The organism is Streptomyces sp. NRRL F-525, assembly GCF_000716605.1.
Taxonomy (GTDB): domain Bacteria; phylum Actinomycetota; class Actinomycetes; order Streptomycetales; family Streptomycetaceae; genus Streptomyces.
In genome coordinates, this window is the sequence record NZ_JNXE01000009.1 from 131,000 (window position 1) to 153,829 (window position 22,830).

21 protein-coding genes and 1 pseudogene are annotated in these 22,830 nt (G+C 66.3%); 11 read left to right on the top strand and 11 right to left on the bottom strand.

The annotated features are described in order from the left end of the window. Positions 1–25: 25 nt before the first annotated feature. Positions 26–706, bottom strand: coding sequence for a response regulator transcription factor (locus OO69_RS15825; RefSeq protein WP_009340348.1), 681 nt, complete (start codon positions 704–706; stop codon positions 26–28). Then, on the bottom strand, positions 703–1,956 hold the full coding sequence (locus OO69_RS15830) for a sensor histidine kinase (protein ID WP_033281263.1): 1,254 nt from the start codon (positions 1,954–1,956) through the stop codon (positions 703–705). Before OO69_RS15830 ends, OO69_RS15825 begins: the two co-directional genes overlap by 4 nt. A gap of 229 nt (positions 1,957–2,185) precedes the next feature. On the opposite strand from OO69_RS15830, the gene phoU reads away from it, so the two are divergent. From phoU to OO69_RS15845, 4 genes are all read left to right on the top strand, one after another. Continuing rightward, positions 2,186–2,875: a phosphate signaling complex protein PhoU gene (phoU, locus tag OO69_RS15835; protein ID WP_019062517.1), complete on the top strand. Its 690-nt coding sequence runs from the start codon at positions 2,186–2,188 to the stop codon at positions 2,873–2,875. A gap of 181 nt (positions 2,876–3,056) precedes the next feature. Further along, positions 3,057–3,212, top strand: coding sequence for a hypothetical protein (locus OO69_RS52495; RefSeq protein WP_019062518.1), 156 nt, complete (start codon positions 3,057–3,059; stop codon positions 3,210–3,212). Positions 3,213–3,322: 110 nt separating this feature from the next. Then, positions 3,323–3,571, top strand: coding sequence for an SCO4226 family nickel-binding protein (locus OO69_RS15840; protein WP_033281264.1), 249 nt, complete (start codon positions 3,323–3,325; stop codon positions 3,569–3,571). A 160-nt stretch (positions 3,572–3,731) separates the two neighbouring features. Continuing rightward, entirely contained in the window at positions 3,732–5,108 is a 1,377-nt protein-coding gene (locus OO69_RS15845; RefSeq protein WP_033281265.1) for a S53 family peptidase, read from the top strand. 76 nt (positions 5,109–5,184) lie between these two features. On the opposite strand, the gene OO69_RS15850 is transcribed toward OO69_RS15845, so the two are convergent. The 3 genes from OO69_RS15850 to OO69_RS15860 all read right to left on the bottom strand — a co-directional run bounded on the left by OO69_RS15850 (position 5,185) and on the right by OO69_RS15860 (position 8,318). Further along, positions 5,185–5,670, bottom strand: coding sequence for a hypothetical protein (locus tag OO69_RS15850; RefSeq protein ID WP_033281266.1), 486 nt, complete (start codon positions 5,668–5,670; stop codon positions 5,185–5,187). A gap of 95 nt (positions 5,671–5,765) precedes the next feature. After that, positions 5,766–6,557, bottom strand: coding sequence for a hypothetical protein (locus OO69_RS15855; RefSeq protein ID WP_158713395.1), 792 nt, complete (start codon positions 6,555–6,557; stop codon positions 5,766–5,768). Positions 6,558–6,932: 375 nt separating this feature from the next. After that, positions 6,933–8,318: a macro domain-containing protein gene (locus OO69_RS15860; protein ID WP_078652451.1), complete on the bottom strand. Its 1,386-nt coding sequence runs from the start codon at positions 8,316–8,318 to the stop codon at positions 6,933–6,935. Positions 8,319–8,422: 104 nt separating this feature from the next. Here OO69_RS15860 and OO69_RS15865 point away from each other — a divergent pair, with 104 nt between their 5' ends. Beyond that, positions 8,423–9,307: a macro domain-containing protein gene (locus tag OO69_RS15865; protein ID WP_234444451.1), complete on the top strand. Its 885-nt coding sequence runs from the start codon at positions 8,423–8,425 to the stop codon at positions 9,305–9,307. A 115-nt stretch (positions 9,308–9,422) separates the two neighbouring features. On the opposite strand, the gene OO69_RS15870 is transcribed toward OO69_RS15865, so the two are convergent. The 5 genes from OO69_RS15870 to OO69_RS50140 all read right to left on the bottom strand — a co-directional run bounded on the left by OO69_RS15870 (position 9,423) and on the right by OO69_RS50140 (position 16,775). After that, positions 9,423–10,127, bottom strand: a complete 705-nt coding sequence (locus OO69_RS15870; RefSeq protein WP_033281268.1) for a TIR domain-containing protein — start codon at positions 10,125–10,127, stop codon at positions 9,423–9,425. Positions 10,128–10,132: 5 nt separating this feature from the next. Continuing rightward, on the bottom strand, positions 10,133–11,731 hold the full coding sequence (locus OO69_RS15875; RefSeq protein WP_234444452.1) for a hypothetical protein: 1,599 nt from the start codon (positions 11,729–11,731) through the stop codon (positions 10,133–10,135). 31 nt (positions 11,732–11,762) lie between these two features. Beyond that, entirely contained in the window at positions 11,763–12,425 is a 663-nt protein-coding gene (locus OO69_RS49425) for a hypothetical protein (protein ID WP_051801045.1), read from the bottom strand. A 408-nt stretch (positions 12,426–12,833) separates the two neighbouring features. Continuing rightward, positions 12,834–13,148, bottom strand: coding sequence for a hypothetical protein (locus tag OO69_RS15885; RefSeq protein ID WP_033281269.1), 315 nt, complete (start codon positions 13,146–13,148; stop codon positions 12,834–12,836). A gap of 516 nt (positions 13,149–13,664) precedes the next feature. Beyond that, complete coding sequence (locus OO69_RS50140) at positions 13,665–16,775, bottom strand: NACHT domain-containing protein (RefSeq protein WP_078652453.1); 3,111 nt, start codon at positions 16,773–16,775, stop codon at positions 13,665–13,667. A gap of 915 nt (positions 16,776–17,690) precedes the next feature. On the opposite strand from OO69_RS50140, the gene OO69_RS15890 reads away from it, so the two are divergent. The 5 genes and pseudogenes from OO69_RS15890 (at position 17,691) to OO69_RS15905 (ending at position 20,539) form a co-directional block, all read left to right on the top strand. After that, positions 17,691–18,128 (top strand): hypothetical protein, encoded by a 438-nt coding sequence (locus OO69_RS15890; protein WP_158713396.1) that lies wholly within the window; start codon positions 17,691–17,693, stop codon positions 18,126–18,128. A gap of 182 nt (positions 18,129–18,310) precedes the next feature. Further along, positions 18,311–18,452 (top strand): annotated as a pseudogene (locus tag OO69_RS52985) (replication initiation protein); the annotation flags it as partial. Positions 18,453–18,475: 23 nt separating this feature from the next. Continuing rightward, entirely contained in the window at positions 18,476–18,685 is a 210-nt protein-coding gene (locus OO69_RS15895; RefSeq protein ID WP_199810955.1) for a helix-turn-helix domain-containing protein, read from the top strand. Beyond that, positions 18,685–19,923 carry a tyrosine-type recombinase/integrase gene (locus tag OO69_RS15900; RefSeq protein ID WP_033281271.1) on the top strand — a complete coding sequence of 413 codons (1,239 nt, stop codon included), beginning with the start codon at positions 18,685–18,687 and terminating at the stop codon, positions 19,921–19,923. The genes OO69_RS15895 and OO69_RS15900 overlap by 1 nt, the downstream gene beginning before the upstream one ends. A 436-nt stretch (positions 19,924–20,359) precedes the next feature. Continuing rightward, the gene (locus tag OO69_RS15905; protein ID WP_033281272.1) at positions 20,360–20,539 is read left to right on the top strand and encodes a hypothetical protein; all 180 of its coding nucleotides are present in this window, start codon (positions 20,360–20,362) and stop codon (positions 20,537–20,539) included. A gap of 80 nt (positions 20,540–20,619) precedes the next feature. Here OO69_RS15905 and OO69_RS15910 read toward each other — a convergent pair whose 3' ends face one another. Continuing rightward, positions 20,620–21,381, bottom strand: coding sequence for a phosphoglyceromutase (locus OO69_RS15910; RefSeq protein WP_033281273.1), 762 nt, complete (start codon positions 21,379–21,381; stop codon positions 20,620–20,622). A gap of 166 nt (positions 21,382–21,547) precedes the next feature. Between OO69_RS15910 and OO69_RS15915 the strand changes: the two genes are divergently transcribed. Further along, positions 21,548–22,810, top strand: a complete 1,263-nt coding sequence (locus tag OO69_RS15915) for an MDR family MFS transporter (RefSeq protein WP_033281274.1) — start codon at positions 21,548–21,550, stop codon at positions 22,808–22,810. Positions 22,811–22,830 lie beyond the last annotated feature (20 nt).

The following is a 22,830-nucleotide window of genomic DNA, read 5'->3' on the forward strand; positions in this document are numbered from 1 at the left end:
CAGTGCTTAAGGCCCGGTAGTCGGTTTACGGCTCAAACTTGTAGCCGAGGCCGCGGACCGTCACCAGGTAGCGCGGCGCGCCCGGGTCCGGCTCGATCTTGGCGCGGAGGCGCTTGACGTGGACGTCGAGGGTCTTGGTGTCGCCCACGTAGTCGGCGCCCCAGACGCGGTCGATGAGCTGCATGCGGGTCAGTACGCGGCCCGCGTTGCGCAGGAGCATCTCCAGCAGGTCGAACTCCTTGAGGGGCAGGTCGACCTTGGAGCCGGAGACCGTGACCACGTGGCGATCCACGTCCATGCGGACCGGACCTGCCTCGAGGGCGGCCGGGGTGACCTCCTCGGGCTCGCCGCGGCGGCGCAGGACGGCCCGGATACGGGCGACCAGTTCGCGGGACGAGAAGGGCTTGGTGACGTAGTCATCGGCTCCTATTTCCAGGCCTACGACCTTGTCGATCTCACTGTCCTTGGCCGTCACCATGATGACGGGGACGTTGGAGCGGCCGCGCAGCTGGCGGCAGACCTCCGTGCCGGGGAGCCCCGGCAGCATCAGGTCGAGCAGGACGAGGTCGGCGCCGTTGCGCTCGAACTCGTCGAGTCCGTCGGGCCCGGTGGTCGCGATGGCGACCTCGAAGCCCTCTTTGCGAAGCATGTAGGACAGGGCGTCGGAGAAGGACTCCTCGTCCTCGACGACGAGCACTCGGGTCACGGAAGGACCTCCGGGGCGGGAAGCGGTTCGTACGGGGATGGTTCAGGGGACCCCTCGACCTCGTCGTCGAGGTCGGGGTGCTGGTGGGCACGGTCGCGGGCCGCACCCGCCTCCGGCAGCCTCAGGGTGAACGTGGAGCCCTGTCCCTCGGAGCTCCACACCGTGACCTCCCCGCCGTGCGAGGCGGCCACGTGCTTGACGATCGCCAGTCCGAGACCCGTGCCGCCGGTGGCCCGCGAGCGGGCCGGGTCGACACGGTAGAAGCGCTCGAACACGCGCTCCTTGTCCTTCTCGGAGATGCCGATGCCCTGGTCGGTGACGGCGACCTCGATGTGGTCGCCGCCGCCCGCGGAGACCCGGCGTGCGGCTATGCCGACGCGGGTGCGGGCGGGCGAGTAGTTGACGGCGTTCTCGACCAGGTTTCCGAGGGCGGCGGCCAGCTGGCCCCGGTTCCCGTAGACGTGCAGGTCGGCGGTGCCGCCGGCGGCCATGGTGATCTGCTTGGTGCCGGCCTGGTGCCGGCAGCGGTCGATGGCCTCGGCGACGAGTTCGTCGACGCGGACGGGTTCGGCGTCTTCGAGGGGGTCGTCGTTCTGGACCCGCGACAGGTCGATGAGCTCCTGCACGAGGTTGGTCAGGCGCGTGGCCTCGATCTGCATCCGTCCGGCGAAACGCTCCACCGCCTCAGGATCGTCGGAGGCGTCCATGACCGCCTCCGAGAGGAGGGAGAGCGCGCCGACCGGGGTCTTCAGTTCGTGGCTGACATTCGCCACGAAGTCACGTCGTACGGCCTCGATACGGCGGGCCTCGGTGAGGTCCTCCACGAGGAGCAGGACGAGTCGGGAGCCGAGCGGCGCCACCCGGGCGGAGACCGCGAGGGCCTCCCCGCGGCCGGTGCCGCGCCGGGGCAGATCCAGCTCGACCTGGCGTATCTCGCCGTCGCGCCGGGTGTCCCGGGCCATCTGGAGCATGGGGTCGACGGAGAGTTTCCCGCCGCGGACCAGTCCGAGGGCGTACGCCGCCGAGCTGGCCTTGACCACGGCGTCCGCCTCGTCGAGGACGACGGCAGAGGAGCGGAGCACCGAGAGCACGGTGTCCACACCCGGCGGAAGCACCGGGTCCGTATGCAGGGAGGTCCTGGTCGGTCGCTTCTGGTCGCGTTCGCTCCAGCGGAACGCCAGCATGGCGATGACACCGGTGAGTACCCCGGCGATCGCTGCCGCTGCGGCGACCGCCGCGTTCACGTCCATGCCCCCAGGTTAGGCATGGGATACCTCCTGGCCACAGCCATCGGAGTGCGACCTCGAACACTCGTCGCCCAGAGTTCACCTTGGAGCCAGTATTGATTCATTTGGGGTGGCGTAAACCGTCGCGTAGGAGCGGGAACGTGGGAGCGTGGGGTGGAAGGGCCGGTTTTTAGTCACACCGACAGGCCCAGGGCCCCTGAGCCCCCGAAGCAACGTAGGAGAGGGAACCCTGATGCGGGACGCGTACCACGAGGAACTTGACTCGATCGGTGACGGTCTGGTGGAGATGGCCCGGCTGACCGGGTCGGCGATCGGACGCGCCACGACGGCCATCCTGGACTCCGACCTGAAGCTGGCCGAGAGCGTCATCGAGGCCGACAAGAAGGTCGACGATCTCCAGCACGACCTCGAAGCCCGGGCCATAGCCCTGCTGGCCCGGCAGCAGCCGGTGGCGACGGATCTGCGGATCGTCGTCACGTCGCTGCGCATGTCGGCCGACCTGGAGCGCTCCGGCGACCTCGCCCAGCACGTGGCGAAGCTCGCCCGGCTGCGCTTCCCCGACCGGGCCGTACCGCACGACCTGCACGCGACCATCCTGGAGATGGGCCAGCTCGCCCAGCGCCTGATGGCCAAGGCGGCCGAGGTCATCATCACGAAGGACGTCGACCTCGCGCTCCAGCTGGAGCAGGACGACGACGCGATGGACCTCCTCCACCGCACGCTCTTCCAGCACCTGCTGGACGACAAGTGGAAGCACGGCATCGAGACCGCGGTCGACGTGACGCTGCTCGGCCGCTACTACGAGCGCTTCGCCGACCACGCGGTGTCGGTCGCGAAGCGCGTGGTGTTCCTGGTGACGGGCGAGCACGCGGACGAGCTGCAGCCGGACATCCAGCCGGTCACGGGGGCCGAGGGCGCGTAGGCCCGGGGGTCTCCGGAAGCCGGGGTCATTTCTAACCACTGTCTCGGTCTGAGACTGGTTAGAAATGACCCCGGCCTGCGGAAGGTACCCGGGGGCTTGCGGGGGAAGCCTCAATGCGCCGTTGATGCGCCCGGCGAAGCGGGCATCCAATGGGCACAGGCACCAGCCTCTAGGAGGACCCATGGCCGAATCCCCCGCCACGACGCCGGACCCGACGCAGGAGCGCGAGACGCAGCAGCCCGCCGAGATCAAGAGCCTCCCGCTCTTCGGCGCCTGCGGCTGCGGTTCGGGCTGCGGCTGCGGGTGCCAGTCCGGCAATCCGTGCCAGTGCGGCTGACCGCCGCCCATTCCAGGAGGGGCCCCGGTGCTACGGCGCCGGGGCCCCTTCGTCGTGCCGCGAGCGGCGTACGGGCGCAGCATGGAGGGAACGGAAGGAGGTGCGCGGTCATGGCTCAGTACATGGACGTACACCACGGGATGAAGGGCATCACGGCCGACCAGTTGATGGAGGCCCACAAGGCGGACCTCGCCGTGGAGAAGGACGAGGGTGTCCACTTCGAGCGGGCCTGGGCGGATCCGGAGAGCGGGACCGTCTACTGCCTGTCGGAGGCGCCGTCGCCCGAAGCGGTCCAGCGCGTCCACGAGCGCGCGGGGCACCGGGCGGACGAGGTGCACGCGGTGCCGTACTCGATCTGAACCGGCAGGACCGTCCGAGTCCTTGGTGCTGTTTGGGCAAAGGGTTCGGCATCGACAGTTCAACAGTCTTGTCCTGTGCATGTCTCACTCGATGAGATGCGCGGAGACCTATTCGCCCGGCTGACGGCCGGGCGAACTCCGCAGCACTCAGGGGGGATTCATGCGCATAGCCCGCACGAGACTGAACATCGCCGCTGCCACGGCCGCCTCCGCCGGCCTCGCCGTCGCCGCGCTGGCGACCGCGCCGGTGGCCGGTGTCGCCGGCGCCGCGCCCGCCGCCGTACCGCAGACGAAGGCGATCCCCGCGATCACCGGACACACCCTCGCGCGCGACGTGCCCACCCCGCTCACCAGCGCGGAGTGCGAGGCCAAGTGGCAGATCGCCTGTTACAACCCGCTGCAGTACCGCACCGCGTACAACCTCAACTCCCTTTACAAGAAGGGCATTACGGGCAAGGGACGGACGATCGTCATCGTGGACTCGTTCGGTTCGCCGACGATCCAGCACGATCTCGACACGTACAGCAAGCAGTTCGGCATCCACAGCGCCAAGGTGAACGTCGTCAAGTGGGGCAAGGTCCCGGTCTTCGACCCGACGAACGCCGACATGACCGGCTGGGCCGGTGAGACGACCCTGGACGTCGAGATGGCGCACGCGGTCGCGCCCGACGCGAAGATCGTGCTGGTGGAGACGGCGGTGGCCGAGACCGAGGGCGTCACCGGGCTGCCGGAGATGATGGACGCCGAGAAGTACCTGATCGACCACGGTGTCGGCGACGTCATCACGCAGAGCTTCGGCGCCACCGAGAACACCTTCCCCGGCTTCGACCAGGGCGACTTCTCCAGCATCAAGAAGCTGCGCTACGCCTTCGAGGCCGCCAACCGCAAGCACGTGACCGTCCTCGCCTCCTCCGGCGACGGCGGCGCCACCGACTACAACGCGGACGGCTCGGCCTTCTACGACAAGCCCGTCAACTCCTGGCCCTCTTCGGACCCGTTGGTCACGTCGATCGGCGGCACGCAGCTGCACCTGGACGCCAAGGGCGACCGCGTCACGCCGGACAGCGTCTACAACGACTACGGCGCGGGCGGCGGCGGCCAGTCCCACGTGTTCGCCCGCCCGTCCTTCCAGAACGGCGTGAAGAGCATCGTCGGCACCCAGCGCGCCACCCCCGACGTGTCGATGGCCGCCGCGGTCAACGGCGGCGCCTGGGTCTACTCCAGCTACGACCCGACGGCCGTCGGCTGGGACGTCTACGGCGGCACGAGCGAGGCCAGCCCGCTCTTCTCGGGCATCATCGCCCTCGCGGACCAGGCGGCGGGGCACCGGGTCGGCAACATCAACTCGGCGCTGTACGCGCTCGCGAAGCACGGCGCCAAGGGCAACGGCATCGTCGACGTGAACGACGGCACGAACAACACGTACGCGGGCGTGACCGGTTACACGGCGGTCGACGGCTACGACATGGCGACGGGCGTCGGCACGGTGGACGCGCTGCGCTTCGTCCCGGCGCTGGCGCGGGCGAGCCGACGCTGACCCATCCCATCCCATCGTGAGACGGCCCAGGTGCAACACACCTGGGCCGTCCGCCTGTTCACACGCTTCAGCTGCTTCAGACGCTGATGGACTGGGCGTAGCCGACCTGGTTGAGGACGTACACGACCTGGTCGCGGGACTGCACCGGGATCATCGTGGCGTGGTGCCGACCGCCACTGTTGACACTGACCTGTACGAAACCGGTGGTGACGCGTTCCTTCATCAGGAGGAACAGCAGCCCGACGAAACAGAGCAGGAAGAACACGACCGCCAGCACGATCGCGTGCGGCGGAATCCGCTCCTCCGTACGGGACATGTCCGTGGCCGTCCACACCGCGCCCCTGAGCGGCATCGACCCGGCCGGGCTCACGATGGTGTCACCGTTGACCGCGATGTCGCCGAGGGTCAACAGCGGGGCGGCGAAGGCCGGTTGTGGCTGCTGCCCGTACGGCTGCGGCACGGCCTGCGGGTATCCGTAGACGGGACCCGGGGTGGAGTAGGGGTTCTGGCCGGGCTTTCCGGGCGGCTGTTCCGGAGGTGGGCCGGGGTACTGGTTCGCCATGGGTGCTCTTCCCCCCGAGAGTGCGTGTGGACGTTCATCCTCCCGCCCGGTCACGTCCCGTATCTACGTAATGACAAGAAATAACCGGGCCGGGGTCACTTCACGTCGATGTAGTCGGCCGAGGCGGTCGTCGGCGGGGTGAGGCTCGTGCCCGCGAAGTCGTAGCGGTACGCGCCGTCCGCCGTCGCCCTCACGGTGGACGTGGCCCAGCCGTTCCGGTTGGTCTTGAGCTTCTTCAGGGTGACGAAGGGGCCGGTCGTGCCCTTGCGGTACTGGAGCAGTACCTGGTGCCCGATGAGGGGCGCGTTCTTCCTCAGCTCCCAACTGGCCACCGTCGCGCGGGCCTTGACCGTGATGTTCGCGCCCTTCTTCACCGGGTCCGGCGTGACGACGGTCTGGGACAGGTACGTCTGGCGCTTGATGCGCGCGAAGTAGGCGCCCTCCCCGTGGGTGACGTTTCCGGCGCCGTCGACGGCCACGGGGGTCATGTACCAGAGCCCGGCGAGGGCGTTGCTGCGGAGGTTGACGTTCGGGTCGGCGGTCACGAGGGCCTCGCAGTAGGAGGTGAGTTCGTTGATCTCGTGGCACTGGGCGGACCCGACGATGACCCCGTCGGCCTTCGCCCGCTCCTCCCCGTGCCACAGCTCGAACGACACACTCTTGACGCCGGACGGGTCACTGACCGTCGCGGAGACCGAGAACACCCGCTTCTTGGCGGCCTCGACGCCGACGGTGTAGTCGAGGTTGTGGTTGACGTCGATGTTCACGAACGTCGTGGCCGACTCGTCCTGGGCGGCCCCGGCGGCCGGAAGTGCGAGAGCGGTGACGGCCAGGCCCGCGCTGAGTGCGGCGGCGGTCACGGCGGTCACAGCGGTACGTCTGCGCATGGTGTGGTTTCCCCCCACGGGTGATGCGTCGAGTGGTGACTTCATCCGCATCAGACAGAGGAGGTGCGGGGGAGGTTGCCCTTGACGACCGGGCGACCCCATCACTTCATCCCGGCTTGGCCATGGGTTGGCGGGACCGGCGGCCGACGGCCACCTCGGCGCTCGGCGTCCGTGTGGCGTCGGAATCGGATCGGAAGCGGATGGTGGCTACCCGCGGAAGCGGCGGGAGCGGTGCACTGGGGTCCGGTGAGGCCGGGTGGCGGTGGCGGGCCAGGAACCGGTGGGCGAGGCCGCATGGGGGAGCCGGAGATGCGGAGGAACCTGTCGGCGCGGGGGCTGGACGCCCACAACTGCCCGGTCTCACCTCGGAGTTGGTCACTCCGCCCGGTCGTCCAGGTCCGGGACCAGTTCGTGGAAGCGCCGTTCGACCGGGGAGAGATCGGTGCTGGCCAGGTCCTCCGGGCGGATGACTATGCGGAGTTCGGGTGTGAGCGCGGGGTGCAGCCGGCACGCGGCGATGAACGAGTCGACGATCAGGCCCACGAGCTGGCCGCGGTCGAGGTCCGTCACCCGGGCCAGCCCGGAGCCGACGAGCGGGACGGCGACCGGTCTGAACAGGCCGTGCACGGCCACCGAGGCCCAGAGCTGGTCCAGGCTCGCGCGCAGATCCTCGTTCCCGGACCTGGCCACCAGGTCGTTGCCGAGCCGCGAGTAGGCGACCGCGAAGATCCGGCGGCCGTCGACGGGTACGGCGACGGTCGTCCCCACCGGGTAACGGACCCGCCGGCCACGGGGCTTGGCCCGTGCGCTCTCCGTGCCGACGGCCCGCACCGTACGCAGCCCGGCCTTCAGCTTCTCGTCCAGCAGCCGGCGCCGGCCGCCGAAGAGCCGGTCGACCAGCTGGCTCTGCACACTGTCGCGGCTGATGACGATGTCCTGGTCGGTCTCCGTGTCGAACGTGTCGGTGAAGCCGACCACCAGATTGCAGTCCGTCTGCTCGAACAAGTCGCCCCGGACCAGGACGACATCGGCCCGCTGGCCGGCCAACGGGACTCTGTGGCGCAGCAGTTCGGCACCGTGGCGGGCGCGGAGCGCGGCGCGCAGGGTGTCCAGGACGCGGGCGGCGTCGAGGTCGTCGGGGTGGTCGCGGACGATCAGCTCGGCGACCGGCAGCGCGAGGTCGGGGCGGCCCAAGTCGGCCTGCACGCGCACCAGTTCGCGCCGGGCGGAGTCCAGCAGGGCGGTGAGGCGGCGGATGAAGGGGTCCGCGAAGTTCTCGCCGTTGACCTCGGCCAGCGGTCTGCCCCGGACCAGGGCCAGCGCCTCGGCCAGCTCATGGGCGGCGGTCGCGGGCGGGGCGAGCAGCGCGCTGCCGACGACCGCCGTGAACCGCGCGCTGTCCAGCTCCTCGGGCCGCAGCACCAGGCGGTAGGCGGTCTCCGGGCCGTGCACGGTGACCTGCTGCTCGGTGCGCAGGACGCGGGCGGCGGTGCCGTCCTGGACGGGGTCGAGCGCGCGCCGCAGTTCCAGGACGCGCTTCTGCACCTCGTTGCGATTGCGCTGGTCCAGATGGCGCGGGCCGTCCGCCAACCCCCATACGTCCCGGCGCAGTTGACGCACCGGCACGGCCTCGCCCTCGGCGGCCACCAGGCGGACCAGCAGCCGGGTGGTCAGCGGTGTCAGCCGGACCGGGATCCCGTCGACGTCGAGCCGGACCGGCCCCAGCACTCTGACCTGAATGCGCACTCGTCCATCGGCCACCCGCGTCGCCCCCGCCGCGTTCCTGTGTCGCTGTGTCGCCCTGCTTCATCACTCTGCGTCACCGAGAAGTGACCAGCAGATTATCATGATGTCCTGGAGGAACCGTGTTTTCTCGATTTCTGCGGTTCTACGGCACCGGACGTGCACGCAGGATTTTCGCGCGCAGCACGATGGTGGCTTTCGGCGGAATATCCGCGGTCCTTCAGTTCGTCGGGCAGTTCTTCCCCCGCAGCTTTCCCGATCCCGGCACGGTCACGGTGGTGTCCGTGACCGCCTGCCTGCTGTGGGGGCTGGGCCAGGCGCGTCCGGTGCCGCGGGTGGAGCAGGTGTTCCGGCGCCCCGACCTCACGGTGGTCGTCGAGGCGGGCGACGTGTTCGACCAGCCGGCGCATCTCGTCGTCGGGTTCTGCGACACCTTCGACACCGCGTCGGCCGCCGGCGAGGTCATCAACGCGGCCAGTGTGCAAGGGCAGTTGCTGCTCCGCCGGTACGAGGGTGACGTACGGCGGCTGGACGCGGAACTGGCCGCGGCGCTCGCCGGCGTGGCGCCGGTCGGGCGGGAGGAGCGGGAGCGCAAGCCGCTGGGCAAGCTGGACCGGTATCCGCTCGGCACGGTGGCGGTCCTGGGCGCCCGGCCGAGGCTGGTGTTCGGCGTCGCGTACAGCCGTATCGGCAACGACTGCGTGGCCGCGTCCAGTGTGGAGGACCTCTGGCTCGGGCTCGGCCGGCTGTGGGACGCGCTGCACCGGCATGCCCAACTGGAGGCGGTGGCCATGCCGTTGGTCGGATCGGGGCTGTCCCGGCTGGACCATCTCGACCAGGACAGTCTGCTGCGGCTGATCCTGATGTCGTTCGTCGCGCGGTCCCGGGAGGGCGCGGTCTGCCGGGAGTTGCGGGTGGTGGTGCGGCCCGCCGATCTGGAGCGGATCGATCTGCGGGAGGTGGGGGCGTTCCTGAGGGTTCTGGCGTCGGGACTGGACCGCGTATAGAAGTCGGGACTGGACCGCGTATAAAAAAAAGGGGGACGGTCGGCATGCGAAAAAAGGGGACGGCTCCCGCGCCCGTCCCCTTTTCTCCCCGGTTCCCTTCCGGTTCGTTTGCGGTTCAGGCGAGCCTGCGATACGCGGAGAGATTCTGGAAGTGCCGGGTCTCGCGCCATTCCGGCCGGGTGTCGTCGAGTTGGCAGCCGGCCAGCCGCAGCCGGGCGGCGATCTTCGCGAGGGAGGCCTCCGTGCCGTCGAACCGGATGACGTTGATGCCCGCGGTGTCGGCGACGTGCCGCAGCCGGCCGACCTCGACGATGACGGTCCGCTCGGGGTAGGCCATCAGCACCATGCCCAGCTCGATCAGGACGTTCTGCCGCGGCTGGCCGGTGAGTTGGGTCTCGTCGTCCCGCTCGCGGTTGCCGAGGAGGTGCGGGTGGAGCTTGGCGACGTCGTCGGGGGTGAGCAGCACCAGGGCCGCCTGTGCCTGCGCCGGTGCGTTCATGACGACCTCGCCGAGGAAGGGCGAGGTCTTGCCGGTGGCCCGCACCAACTCCTCCCATTCCAGGGGCCGTAGGTCGAGCCGGCGCAGCAGTCCGAACATCGCCGCGCGCACCTCCTCGTCCCGGCCGTGCACGACGAAGACGCTACGGCTGCGGTCGTGCCCGGCGGGCGGCGGTGCGGACGGCTGCCCGGACGCCTGCGCGGAGGTCCCCGGCTCGGCGGCCGAAGTCTCGGGCGCCGCATGGTAGTTGTAGCCGAAGCCCCTGTTCTTCCCGCCGGTGATGATCTGGTTGTTGTCCCCGAACGTATGGCCCTCGCTCATGACTACTAAACTCCTTGGTTGTCGGGCGAACTCGGGCCCGGCGGCTGGTAGTTGTACCCGAAGTTCTCGTTGTGGCCGCCGAGGATCGCCTGGGAGTTGTCCCCGACGAGGATGTTGGTCTGCGCGCGGTCGTGGTCGGCGAGATCCACGTGGTGGTCGCTCAGGAACTGGCGGATGGTGTGCAGCAGCCGGCGCTCGACGATCTGGGTGTACTTGAGGGCGTCGGTCTTCTGGAAGAAGTGGTGGTAGGTGTCGCTGGTGGCCATCTCCCGGACGCTGGTGAGCGCGCCGCAGTCCACCGACTGCTTGGCGTAGCGCGCGAGTTGGAACTCGCTGGTGTCGATCTCCGCGCTACCTCCGGTGAACGTGACGGTGCTCCACCCGCCCCGCGCGGGCCGTACGAACCGTCGTACCCGGCCCGGCAGGAAGCGCCGGGGAACCAGCCGCAGCGGCCACAGCGCCAGCGCCAGGCACCAGCGCGGTAGGGCCTTGACCATGTCCCACGCGACCCGCACCGCCAGCCGTGCGTCGAACGCGTCGGGCAGCCGGTCGACGAGGTGGAACTCCCTTACCAGCGGCCCGAGTACGTAGGTGTAGAACTCGGTGTGCAGGGTGTCGCCCTTGAGGTCGAAGCCGACGAAGATCGAGGTCACCAGCTCCTCGTTCCAGGAGCCGACGCGGATGCACAGGTACTCGCGGGCCGAGTCGTAGTCCTCCCGCCAGTGGATGGGCGGGAGATCGTCCATGCCGGGCAGCTGGGACCAACCGGTGCCCGCCGTACGGTCGTTGGTGCGGATCGCCGTCGTGTAGCGGCGCTGCTCGACGGTCAGCCCCTCGATCCGTTCGTCCCAGCGGGCCTCGTCGCGCAGTTCCGCGCCCATCCTCCCGGCGACGTACGAGGTGATCTCGTGGACGGTGAACGGCAGGACGGGCTTGCGCTCCACCTCGTCGAGGTCGCCCCCGGAGGCCTCGAACTGCTTGCGGGCGGCGAGGCGGTTCTTCGGTGCGCCGAGCAGGAGTTGGGCGTTCGCCCAGTCGCGCAGCGGCTCGCCGGCTCCGACGAAGGGCCGGAAACCGCCGTAGAAGACGAGGCCGGTCTGGCCGGCCTGTTCGCGGTCTATCTTGCCGATCAGGGCGTCGGTGAGTCTGCCTGCGACGGGGTAGGAGCCGTCGAAGCCGCCGGCGGGGCCGGTCTCCTTGAGGCGGGTCATCAGGATGTGCAGGGTGACGACCCGGCGCAGGTAGGCGGCGCCCCACAGCACCCAGAACATGAGCTGGGCGGCGATGAAGAAGCTCAGCGGGCCGATCGCCAGCAGCAGGAGCGCGACCGCCGAACCGGCCACAACTCCCCATTGGACACGGCGCAGTCGGCGGGCCGCGAGCGCGTGGGCGAGGACCGAGACGGCGTCGTAGCCGTACGAGGGCGCGACCACTCTGAAGCGGTTCTTGAGCAGCTCTCTGATGACGGCCCGGCGGTAGACGGGATCGAGGTAGGTGCCCGCGGACAGCAGGCGGGTGGCCTTGGTCCGCGCGTACACGCGGGGGATCTGCGGCGCTCCGGGCGGAGTGCCGGGCGGATAGCGGTGCGGTGCCTGTGTGCTCACGATGGTTCAGCGCTCCACTCGTGCGGGGATGTCAGCCGATCGGGGTTGCCGTGCCATGGGTGATCACACCGTCCTCGACGGTGTAGGTGACGTTGTACGAGCGCGAACTGCCGTCCGTCTGAAGGGCGTTGAGGACCAGCTGCACGAAGGTCCCCTGCACGGACACCTGACTGATGCCGTCCCGCTGGGTGTCGGCGTAGCCCTTCACGAACGCGTCGTAGTCGGCGTCGCCCAGGTTCTTGCCGCCGAGGGCCCAAGCGGTCGAGTAGTCACGGTTGTTGACCGCGTCGAAGTAGGCGGTGACGACCGCTTCCGGCTCCGCGGCCGACGACGCGGTGGCCGTCGGCGCAGTCCCGTCCGTCGGTTCGCCGAACCCGCTCGCTCCCTCAGCCGTCGTCGTCGTGCTGGGCTCGGTGGCCGGGTCGGAGGCGCTGTACGGGTCCTGCGTCGCGGACTGGGTGTACGCGTACGACGCGGTGGGCGGGGTCCAGGGCTGGGCCTGCGCTCCGCCGCCGCTCGAGAAGGAACCGTCGACCAGCCCCAGCAGCAGGACGGCCAGCAGGGGCGCCCCGATCACGGTGAGCCCCCAGGTCCGGGCGGCTCCGGCGGGCGGTATCAGCCCGCCGGCCCGGTAGGGCGCCGGGGGGCTGGGTGCGGCGGGGGTGGACGGTGGTGGTGGTCCGAGGTCGTTCATGGGACGCTCCGACGAGGTGGGCGGTGGGAAGGGGTCGGCGGGAAAACCCGCACAAAAGGCTGATTGACCCCTTGCATGCCACCAGCGCCTCCGCTTCCGCCACCAGGACCGATCCGCTTCCGATGCGCTTCCGGGGGGTCCCGGGGGCTTCGCCGGGGCACCTCCCGTCCCCTCCCCCGCGCAGCACAAAGCCCCCCACCGGAGGGAATCCGCAGGTGAGGGGCTTTGCCGGGAAGGGTGACTCTGTGGAGAAGAGGGGCTACTTCTTCTTGCCCTGGGTGTTGTCGGGGATCTTGGTGAGCTGGGTTTTGCTGGTCGGGGACGGTGGGTTCGTGCGCCTGGTGGTCGTCCTTGGCCAACGTTGAGCGACTTCGGACGGCCCAGGGACGGCCCAGACGGCCGACTGCTTCAGACCTCGCTAATGCGGTACGGCTCAGGCAACGGCGACAACGGCACGTCGAGTACGTGACCCAACAGTGCTCGCGCAACCGCGTCGCGCTCCGAGTCCTGCTGGCCTGGTCTCATCGAAAGGATCACACGGTCTCGGGTGACGACAGCGGCACCCGTGAAGCTTGGGTCGGTGATCGAAGACTCATCCAACATGACGTCCAACTCTGCGAGAAGCTCAGGTAGAGGGGCATCGAGAAGGCGCTGAGAACTCAGTGCCTTCTGGGCGTAGCCGGTTGTCAGCTTTGATGTCTGCGCTCGGTCGTGCTCTGTCACGGGCCTATCTCCTCAGCCGACCTTTGATGGGGCGCCAGAGTTCTTCCCCAGGGCCGCGTCAGAACAACACCACCCTGAACGATCTCCCCGTAGCGGTGAGGACAGAGACACCAGGGCGAGGACCGCGCCGAGAGCATCAGCTTGGGAATCTTGGGTTCTACGGGTTAACAGTCCCGCCGACCTGCTGCTGAGCGACGCCATGACCTGAGGGTGTCTCTGGGTTGGTGACCGCTGTTCCCCATAGTTCCCCGCAGTATCTGGCATGGTTCTGGCACGACATATAACTCTGTGGTCGCAGTGTGGTGTCTCGCTCGATAAATGGGCTATGGATGCCGTCGTTCAGCGGGTGTGCACGTCATAGACAAAGAAGTCGCTTGGCGGCTCTGAAGCTGCTCGCAGAAACGCCCCCCAACTGCCTTCTTGCTGCTCCGGGCTTGAGTTCTGCCCTCCACGGGGTCGCCATGCAGGAGTCCGATGAGACGGAAACTGACGGACGCGCTCTTGTCATACCACCCATCATGGATTTAAGCCAGCGTCAACAGCCTTTTCCAGTTTTTCGGACCACTGCTTCGATGACTTCCCACCCTCGTCTAGAGATAGCGTGTTCTCAACATAAGGAAATTCCCAGTTTCCGTAGTATGAAATAACCAGCGCCGCACGTGCAAAATCCTTTGCGAAGTTGCGCTTTGTGGATCTTGCGGCCTCCTCGGACAAGAATTCTCTCAACTCGCCGTCTTGCGGCACAGAGATTTCTTCCCTATGCAAGGTAATGGGGAGCCGCCAGATGCACCATGCGGCAGTTCTCTTGAACTCCTCATATTCGCTATTACGCCAAACCGAAAGGCACGCAGTCAGTACCTTCTGGAGCTCGCTGACAGTCCACGGAACTTGCTCGCCTAGCCAGGCAAGCGCCCAGAAAGACATAGCTGCGACACTTGGGTCGCCTCCGCTATTCTCCAGTACATCGAGCACAAATGACTTGTACTCAGCGAACATTTCAGCTGAAGGCATCTTCTCTTCGGGAACAACCTCCGGCTGATCATCAGCGTTCAGTCCCTCAGGGCGGTCAGCGTGTTGCTGGTTCGAGTAAGCGAGAATCATTACACAAGCAATACCCGAGATCACATCCTTCTGCGAAGTGGATCGAAGTAGGGAGACTACTTCTTGCGAGAAGCCCTCGCCGCTAAGCACCGTCAGAATGGCCAGGCTGGAAATTGCGGACCCGTACTGCATAACATGCTCATTGTGCGCGAAGTACCCAGACCAGATAACCTCAGGAATCTCGGCTGCAAACTTCGACTGAATAATACCCTCAACTACATTTATTTCATGCAGGTTGACGTTACGAATCAAGGAGTCTAGCGCATTACGCACCTGCTGAGGAGAAATTTGCACCTCATCAACAAGGCACTGCAGCAATGTTTCACCGACCAGCGTTTCTGCCTCTTCGTCCCTGTCAGTGGAGTCAACTGTGCCGCGCGTTTCAGGGGAATCCAGAAAATCGATAAGCATGTCAATCATCAGCTTGGCTCCGCGGCTGCCTGAAAGAACGGTGGCCAGCGGAATTACCTCAGACCAGGATTCATCCTCCAAATAGGGGAAGAGGATCTGAGTGTAATCGTCCTTTTCTTCACGCAGAGGGTTCCAGGACTCAACGCAGGCGCGGGCTGCTAGGTACTCTTGGAAGGTTAGGTGCTTGAATTCGTACAACGGGCGTAGTTGGCCATCCTCGATAATGTGGCCGCTCTGCACGAGCAGGCTACTTCGGTCCTCCACCCTTTCGATCAGCTCCGTGGCAGACATCCGGGCATACCCAAGAACTTCCGGCATTTGGGTACGAGATTCTTCGAATAGGTCTCTCAGCCCCTTGGCGCTGATGCTTTGCCGATTAGAAGTCATCATGGAGAAGGCTGCGTACGCTAGTTGAGGAAGCGCTTCGTCTTGGTCAATTGGCGTATGTCCTTCGGTGTTCCAGGTCATCAGCAGCACTTCGATCGCCTTGTCATACAGCACACTACGCTTTGGCGGAAGTTCACCAAGCCATCTCTGCACAAGAAGCAGGGTGGTCAGAAGGAGCGGGTTGATAGCCAGGTCAAGCACTCTGGGCTGGCTAATAATCGACTGAGCGATCTTGTTAGCAGATTCCGTCGTTCCCCCGACTACTTCGTGCTGCCACGCCCGGCAAAGAGTGAAGATATCTCCCACCGAGAGATCTGCGATGCGGAAAAGGGAACAGACAGAGGACATTGCCCCTGAAACAGCCCTGAAACCGGCTTCCCTGCATGTGATAATTACCCGTACAGCGGGATAAGTCCCTATGAAGGTTCGTAGTTGTGCTGCGAATGCTGCTCGGTCACCAGGGTCGCTGATCTCGTCAAGGCCGTCAACCAAAAGGAGTGCTTGCCCATGCTTTAGAGCGTCTGAGACACGACGGGAAAAAGCCTCCCTGAGATGGGGAAGCTCAGCAAAGCGAGGGAGATCTTGGATTAGCTCTGTAACCGGCTTTCTTACCTGTTCGCCCAGTTGTCGGCATCGAATAAAAAGCGGGAACCAATCGGTCTCTGGAAGCTCATCGCCCACTTCATCGCGCCGTTCTGTTGCAGCGTATGCCACGGCCAATCGCTTGAGCAGCATAGTTTTCCCCGCCCCGGGCGCGCCGAGGATTGCTACATGCTTATGCGATTTAATCGTCTCACTTACGGTAATCCTGGATGTTTTTGCCTTACTCGATGACGGATTGCTATTCTTCTCCGCTTCCCCCTTTGGGATAGTCGAAAGATGTAGTGGCACATATATGGATTCGAGTCGGATTCTTTTGCCGCCAACTTCTTGATCCGCAGGGAGTCCCTCGAGTGTGACTCCCCCACATTCGCGCTCCAAGTATGCAAAGTAGGATACTGTTGCCTGATCCTGTCTCGGCGATGAATCTGGAACGTCACGTGGCGCAACATACGTTAGACCGGTGAAGTTTCTCGCGGAGTTTGCGTCAGCCTCGACGATGTTGGCGACCAGGCCATCATCCAGTCCATATCCGTCGGCGTGAATCAGGGTATAAAGCGTGTACCGGCCTCCTGTTTTAAAATAGAAGGCCCAAACCCATCCGATTTCGTGAATGACAAGAGAGCAGCGCTGTCCTAGCATTGCTCGTTCCGGCAGGTCCGTGCACGTCGATGCGACAATCGCGGCCTGCTCACGGCTAACAATTACGCGACCTCTAACTAGCTCATCGACAATCTTTGGGGCATCCATCAGGATGAGGCGTTTCCCTGCATCCTCTTCCTGTTCGCGCGCAGGTGCTGTAAAACCTCCGAGTGATACAAAGTAGGGAGTCAGCTCCAGTTCGCTTTTTCTGGAACGTTCAACCTGTACCGCTCCGGCGAATTTATTGACATCACTCCCGCCTGTGGCACCTTTAGTCGCCTTGCATTCTGCGATCAGTGTGCGCTGCTCGGTTCTATGCTTTCCACTAATGTCGATTTCTCTTCCCGCCTTGTGGACGTTCAAAGAGAAATCCTCATATCCGAGAGCGTGAAACAAGTCCTGGATCGCCCGACCGAATAGATCGCCCTTTTTGTTGTTGTCGGACTCGAGGACGCTGATCTTGACTCGTTCCTGACTGTCCGACATCGGTTCTCCTGCTTGTTAGTGGTGTGATGGCACACGAGTAGTTTGCCGGACCGGCGGGTTACATGAGGGGTAGTCCGGCCAAATCCTCAATGACAGAGTCAAGCAGGCAGGGCGCTGTCCATCGGTTGAGAACGGCGCCCATGCAGCCCTTGCGTCTAAAGCTGCTCCTGGATGCGAACTACGGGCGCGGCGGTCGCTGAGCCTCACTGGGCTGGGCAGCCAGACGCGAACGTGCAGTGATGGCCAGCTGCGGTCGCACCGGTTGCTGAACTTCGCCGCTGTACGGCAACAGGCTCCACCTCATCGGTCCTACTGCCGTCGCCTGCGGCGCAACCCCCCGGCACTGGCTACGGCGACGAAGAAAGTGCCGCCTATCGCGTCATAGGGAGGTAAGAGGTGAAGGGCCTCAGAGGGGGATGATGTTCAAGGACGGCTCGGTCGAACGTAGTTCCGATCAGGGCGGCTGTCAGTGCGATCGCCCATAAGAGCAACGAGCAACCGTGTACTCCGGGTACTCAGCCAAGACGTCATTGGATCATCATGCACCCGACATATCGCCGACCACAGCCCCTCCCGCTTCTCCTACCGAGCTGCATGAGGGCGACAGACCGCCCTGAAATTCGCGCAGGGTCGCCAGTATGGAGGATCGCGTATACAGAAGCCGTCTGACCTGGCAATGGGCTGGCCTGCGCCCTCTTGGTCTGGCCCCTGTGACTACCCGCTGTTCCCCGTAGCGTTTTTTCCCCGCCGCTCCGTGGCCCTTGGAGCGGGTGTAGGCCCCCAAGCACTGGGCCTCTCGGCCCTCAGGCGAGCGTCCAGGGTGTCGGGCACACGTGGCGAGTCGCCACGAATCCGCTCAGCTCGACAGCGTTACACGAGGAGGGGGGCAATTTGGCAGCCGTCCTAGTGCCAATCTTGACTGCTGGTTCCGTCGTCGCGGCGGCTGTCGCTACTCCGCTTGTAAGCGGCATCATGCAGGTGCGTACTGGTGATCGCCTTCGGGCGCAGGTCGCCGCAAACTTTGATCTTGTCGACAAGCTACGGGAGCGCGGCTCGGACTGGCAACAGGAGACTCACGATGTTGAGCAACTGTTGCGGAGACAGATCGCTCGGATCAAGGTCGGTGATGCGGCCGAGCTGGACAGGAGGCGCGAATGGAGCGCCCTACTCGTGGTCGCCTTCCTGTATCTGATCGGCGCCCCTTTGCTGTGGCTCCTCTATCAAGTTGACCAGTGGTGGTCATGGGTTCTGTACTGGACTCTTTTGATCTTCCTTCTCGCTATGACGGTCGCAGGCTTCGACAGGGCTCTCCATCCGCCCGCTGGGGACCCTCCCGCCGGCACTTCGCCCTAGTCTTGGTAGCCACCCGCACATGCCCCAGCTTCCATCCCGTCCGCCGTCGCCCCCACACACCGTGAAGCGGGCGTGGTTCCTGGCGTCTAGGCGGAGCGCGCCACTGTAGGAACGACCTGGACGCCAGGGGCCGCGTCTGCTCGGCTCCGCCTGAGTCGACGGTGGTCGGGATGGAAGCACCAGCCCGCAAGGACCTCGAACACCTCCACCTACGCGCCTGGGCCCACATGCTCGGCTTCTGCGGCCACTTACTCCACCGAAGCCTGGCTCGCCGAATCCCTCGAACCCGCCCCCGGCACCGAAGGAGAACCCACCCGTGGCTGAGCCGGCGTCTCGCCCTGGCCGACGTGGCCACCGAACCGCGTGCCCTGCCCGCGCGGTATCTGACGCCCGAGGACCTGGTGGAGATGTTCGAGCTGCCCAGCGTCGAGACGGTCTACCAATGGCGTCGGAAGCGCACTGGTCCGCGCGGCTTCCGAGTCGGCCGGCACCTGCGCTTCGACCCTGAGGACGTGCGCACCTGGGTCGAAGCGCAGCGCAAGGGAGTGGCTGCCTGATGGCCGGACACATCCAAGACCGCTGGTACAAGACCGAGTTCGGCCCGGACGGTAAGACGCGCAAGGTCAAGACCGAGCGTTACGGCTCAGGCATGCGATACCGCGCCCGCTACGTCGGTCCGGACGGCACGGAGAAGTCCAAGAGCTTCGCCGGCAGACAGAAGCGACTGGCTGAACAGTGGCTCGCGCACATCGAGGCGGACATGGCGCGCGGCCAGTACATCGACCCGCGTGCGGCCCGGATCACCTTCCAGCAGTACACGGAAACCTGGGTGGCGACGCAGGGCTCGGACCCCAACACTCAGGCCTCGATGGAATCGCAACTCCGGCTGCATGCCTTCCCGTACCTCGGATCGCGTCCGCTGGGCTCCTTCCAGCCTGCCCATATCCGTCACTGGGTACAGAAGCTCCAGGAGAACGGGGTGCGAGGCTCGTACGCCCGGACCATCTACTCCAACGTTCGTGCCGCTCTGAGCGCGGCCGTGGATGACGGGCACCTTCCACGCAACCCGTGTGCGGCTCGCTCGGTCCGGCCGCCGACCGTGGACACGAAGCGCATCGTCCCCTGGACGCCGGAACGGCTCTTCGCCGTCCGGGCCGGCATGCCCGAGCGCTTCCAGGCCATGGCCGACCTGGGCGGCGGCTGCGGGCTTCGTCAGGGCGAGATCCTCGGCGTCGCTGTCGACGCGATCGACTTCACCTCGGACACGCTTCACGTGGTCCAGCAGCTCAAACTGAGCCGCAGCAAGGCCGTCTTCGCCCCGCCCAAGGGCGGCAAGCTCCGGGACGTGCCGCTTCCCGGGCCGGTCGCCGATGCACTCCGGGCGCACATGAAGCAGTTCCCGCCGGTCGAGATCACGTTGCCGTGGAAGGTGGCAGACGGGCCTCCGGTGACCAAGCGGCTGCTCTTCACCGGGCCGCGCGGTGGTCACGTCTGGCGAACGTCGCTCAACGAGGAGGTGTGGAAGCGGGCGCTGGCCTCAGCCGGGGTGATCCCCAAGCGGAAGCCGGGCAAGCCGTACGTCGAGTCGCGCGAGAACGGCATGCACGCGCTGCGGCACTTCTACGCCTCAGTGCTGCTGGACGCGGGAGAGAACATCAAGGCCCTCGCCGAGTACCTGGGCCACTCGGACCCGGGGCTAACGCTGCGGGTGTACGCGCACCTGATGCCGTCCAGCCGGGAGCGCACTCGAAACGCTGTCTCACAAGTCTTCAGCACAGACAAGAGACAGAGATAAAGCAGCGACTCCTATAAAGGCAAGGAACGTAACTAGAGGAGGGCATTAGCCATCCAGATCAGATACAACCGTTAGTAGTCCGCTTTAACAAGGGGAGTCTCTTAATGACTTGCCTTGCGACTTACAAGGCGAAGGGAAGCTTAATCACTCCCAATACATCGATCACTTGCCAGGTGTGCACGCATGCACACTCAAGTGCACGCATGCACATGTAACCAAGATCAACTAGGTGAACGCTGGGGCCCCGGAGTCCACGTAAGAGAGCTCGCGAGTCGAGTTAGAAGCACCACCCGCACAATACCTGAATGCCCTCACCTGGAGATTTGCCGAAGGGCGAATCACCTGAATAGGATTCACGCAAAATTCAGGGCCGTTCCCCGGCATGGGAACGGCCCTGTCTCCATCGATCTAGCAACGGACCATCAGGAGGAGATCCATGCTCCCACGCACAGGTGTCACCGTCGACATCTGTCCTCGCGACGTGCCCATCGCGCTCATCGGCACGGCCGGCGGCGCACTCGCCCTCTGGGCCGACACCCCAGCCGAGATCGCCGTCCCCGTGGCGCTACTGATCGTCCTCGACATCCGCATCCGCCGCTGGCGTCGCCGCACCTGACGGCCCAGGGACGGCCCAGCCCTACCAAAAAGCCCCCGACCTGCGAAGAACTCGCAGGTCGGGGGCTTGCTGGTGTCGCGTTACTTCTTCTTGCCCTGGTTCTTGACCGCCTCGATCGCCGCCGCGGCCGCGTCCGGGTCGAGGTACGTCCCCCCCGGCTTGACCGGCTTGAAGGACGCGTCCAACTCGTATGCCAGCGGGATGCCCGTCGGGATGTTCAGGCCCGCGATGTCGGCGTCGGAGATGCCGTCGAGGTGCTTGACCAGGGCGCGGAGGGAGTTGCCGTGGGCGGCGACCAGGACCGTGCGGCCCGCGAGGAGGTCGGGGACGATGCCGTCGTACCAGTACGGGAGCATGCGGACGACGACGTCCTTGAGGCACTCCGTGCGGGGGCGCAGCTCCGGCGGGATCGTCGCGTAGCGCGGGTCGTCCGACTGGGAGAACTCCGTGCCGTCCTCGAGGGGCGGCGGCGGGGTGTCGTAGGAACGGCGCCACAGCATGAACTGCTCCTCGCCGAACTCCGCGAGGGTCTGCGCCTTGTCCTTGCCCTGGAGGGCGCCGTAGTGGCGCTCGTTCAGGCGCCAGCTGCGGTGGACCGGGATCCAGTGGCGGTCCGCGGCCTCCAGCGACAGCTGCGCCGTACGGATCGCGCGCTTCTGGAGGGACGTGTGGACCACGTCGGGGAGCAGGCCGGCGTCCTTGAGCAGCTCACCGCCGCGGACCGCCTCCTTCTCGCCCTTCTCGTTCAGGTTGACGTCCACCCAGCCGGTGAACAGGTTCTTCGCGTTCCACTCGCTCTCGCCGTGGCGGAGGAGGATCAGCTTGTACGGTGCGTCGGCCATGCCCCAGAGCGTAATCCACGCATTCGGGCCACCGCCTGGCGCCCGCCTCCCAGCCCCACAGTTGACGGCTTCTGTTAATTGAGTGGTCCCCCGGGTTGTCCCGTTCGTAAGTTGTGCCCAGCGCATGAGCCACTTACACAGTTGTCCGACCGTGGGGGAACGATCCATGTCACTCGCCGCCCTGAGACGTGCCGCCCGGGAAACCGTCTCCGGTCTGCCCCGCGAGTTCTGGTGGCTGTGGACCAGCACCCTCGTCAACCGGCTCGGGGCGTTCGTCTCGACGTTCATGGCCCTGTACCTGACCCTCGACCGCGGCTACTCCGCCACCTACGCCGGCCTCGTCGCCTCCCTCTACGGCCTCGGCGGCGTCGCCTCCTCCATCGGCTCGGGCGTGCTCACCGACCGGATCGGCCGCCGCCCCACCCTCCTCATCGCGCAGTCGTCGACCGCCGCGTCCGTGGCGCTGCTGGGTTTCATGCACGACCCCGTCGCCATCGCCGCCGTGGCGTGCCTCGTCGGGGCGGCGAGCAACGCGTCCCGCCCGGCGGTGCAGGCGATGATGGCCGACATCGTGCGCCCCGAGGACCGGGTCCGCGCGTTCTCGCTCAACTACTGGGCCATCAACCTCGGTTTCGCCGTCTCCTCGATGGCCGCCGGGTTCATCGCCGAGGTCAGCTACCGCGCCGGGTTCCTGCTGGAGGCGGGGATGACTGCGGTCTGCGCGGTCGTCGTGTTCCTACGGCTGCCCGAGTCCCGGCCCACCGTCGCGGCCACCGGTGCCGACGGCAAGGAACCCGCCGTAGGCCTCGGGACCGTCCTGCGCGACGGGCGGTTCATGAGCGTCGTAGGGCTGTCCTTCCTCGTCGCGCTCGTCTTCCAGCAGGGCTCGGTCGGGCTGCCGGTCGCGATGGGCGAGGCCGGGTTCACGCCCGCGGACTACGGCACCGCGATCGCCGTCAACGGTTTCCTCATCGTCGTCCTGCAGATCCCGGTCACCCGCCTCATCGAACACCGGGACGCCAAGCGGCTGTTGGTGGTCTCGTCGATCCTCGCGGGCTACGGCTTCGGGCTCACCGCGTTCGCCGGTTCGGTCGGCGTCTTCGCCCTAACGGTGTGCGTGTGGACCCTCGGCGAGATGATCAACGCCCCGACCCAGACGGGCCTGGTCGTCCGCCTCTCCCCGGTCCAGGGCCGCGGCCGCTACCAGGGCATGTACACCCTGTCCTGGGCGGTCGCCGCGCTCGTCGCCCCGCTGATGTCGGGCTTCGTCATCGACCGGTTCGGGGCGGAGTGGCTGTGGGGGTTGTGCGCGGTCGTGGGGACGGGGGCGGCGGTGGGGTACGGGGCGCTGATGCGGGGGCTGCCGACGAGCGGACCGGCGACCGTGGAAGCACCGGCTGCGGCCGAACCCGAGACCAGCGCGGCCTGAGGGGGAGGGTGGGGCGCGAA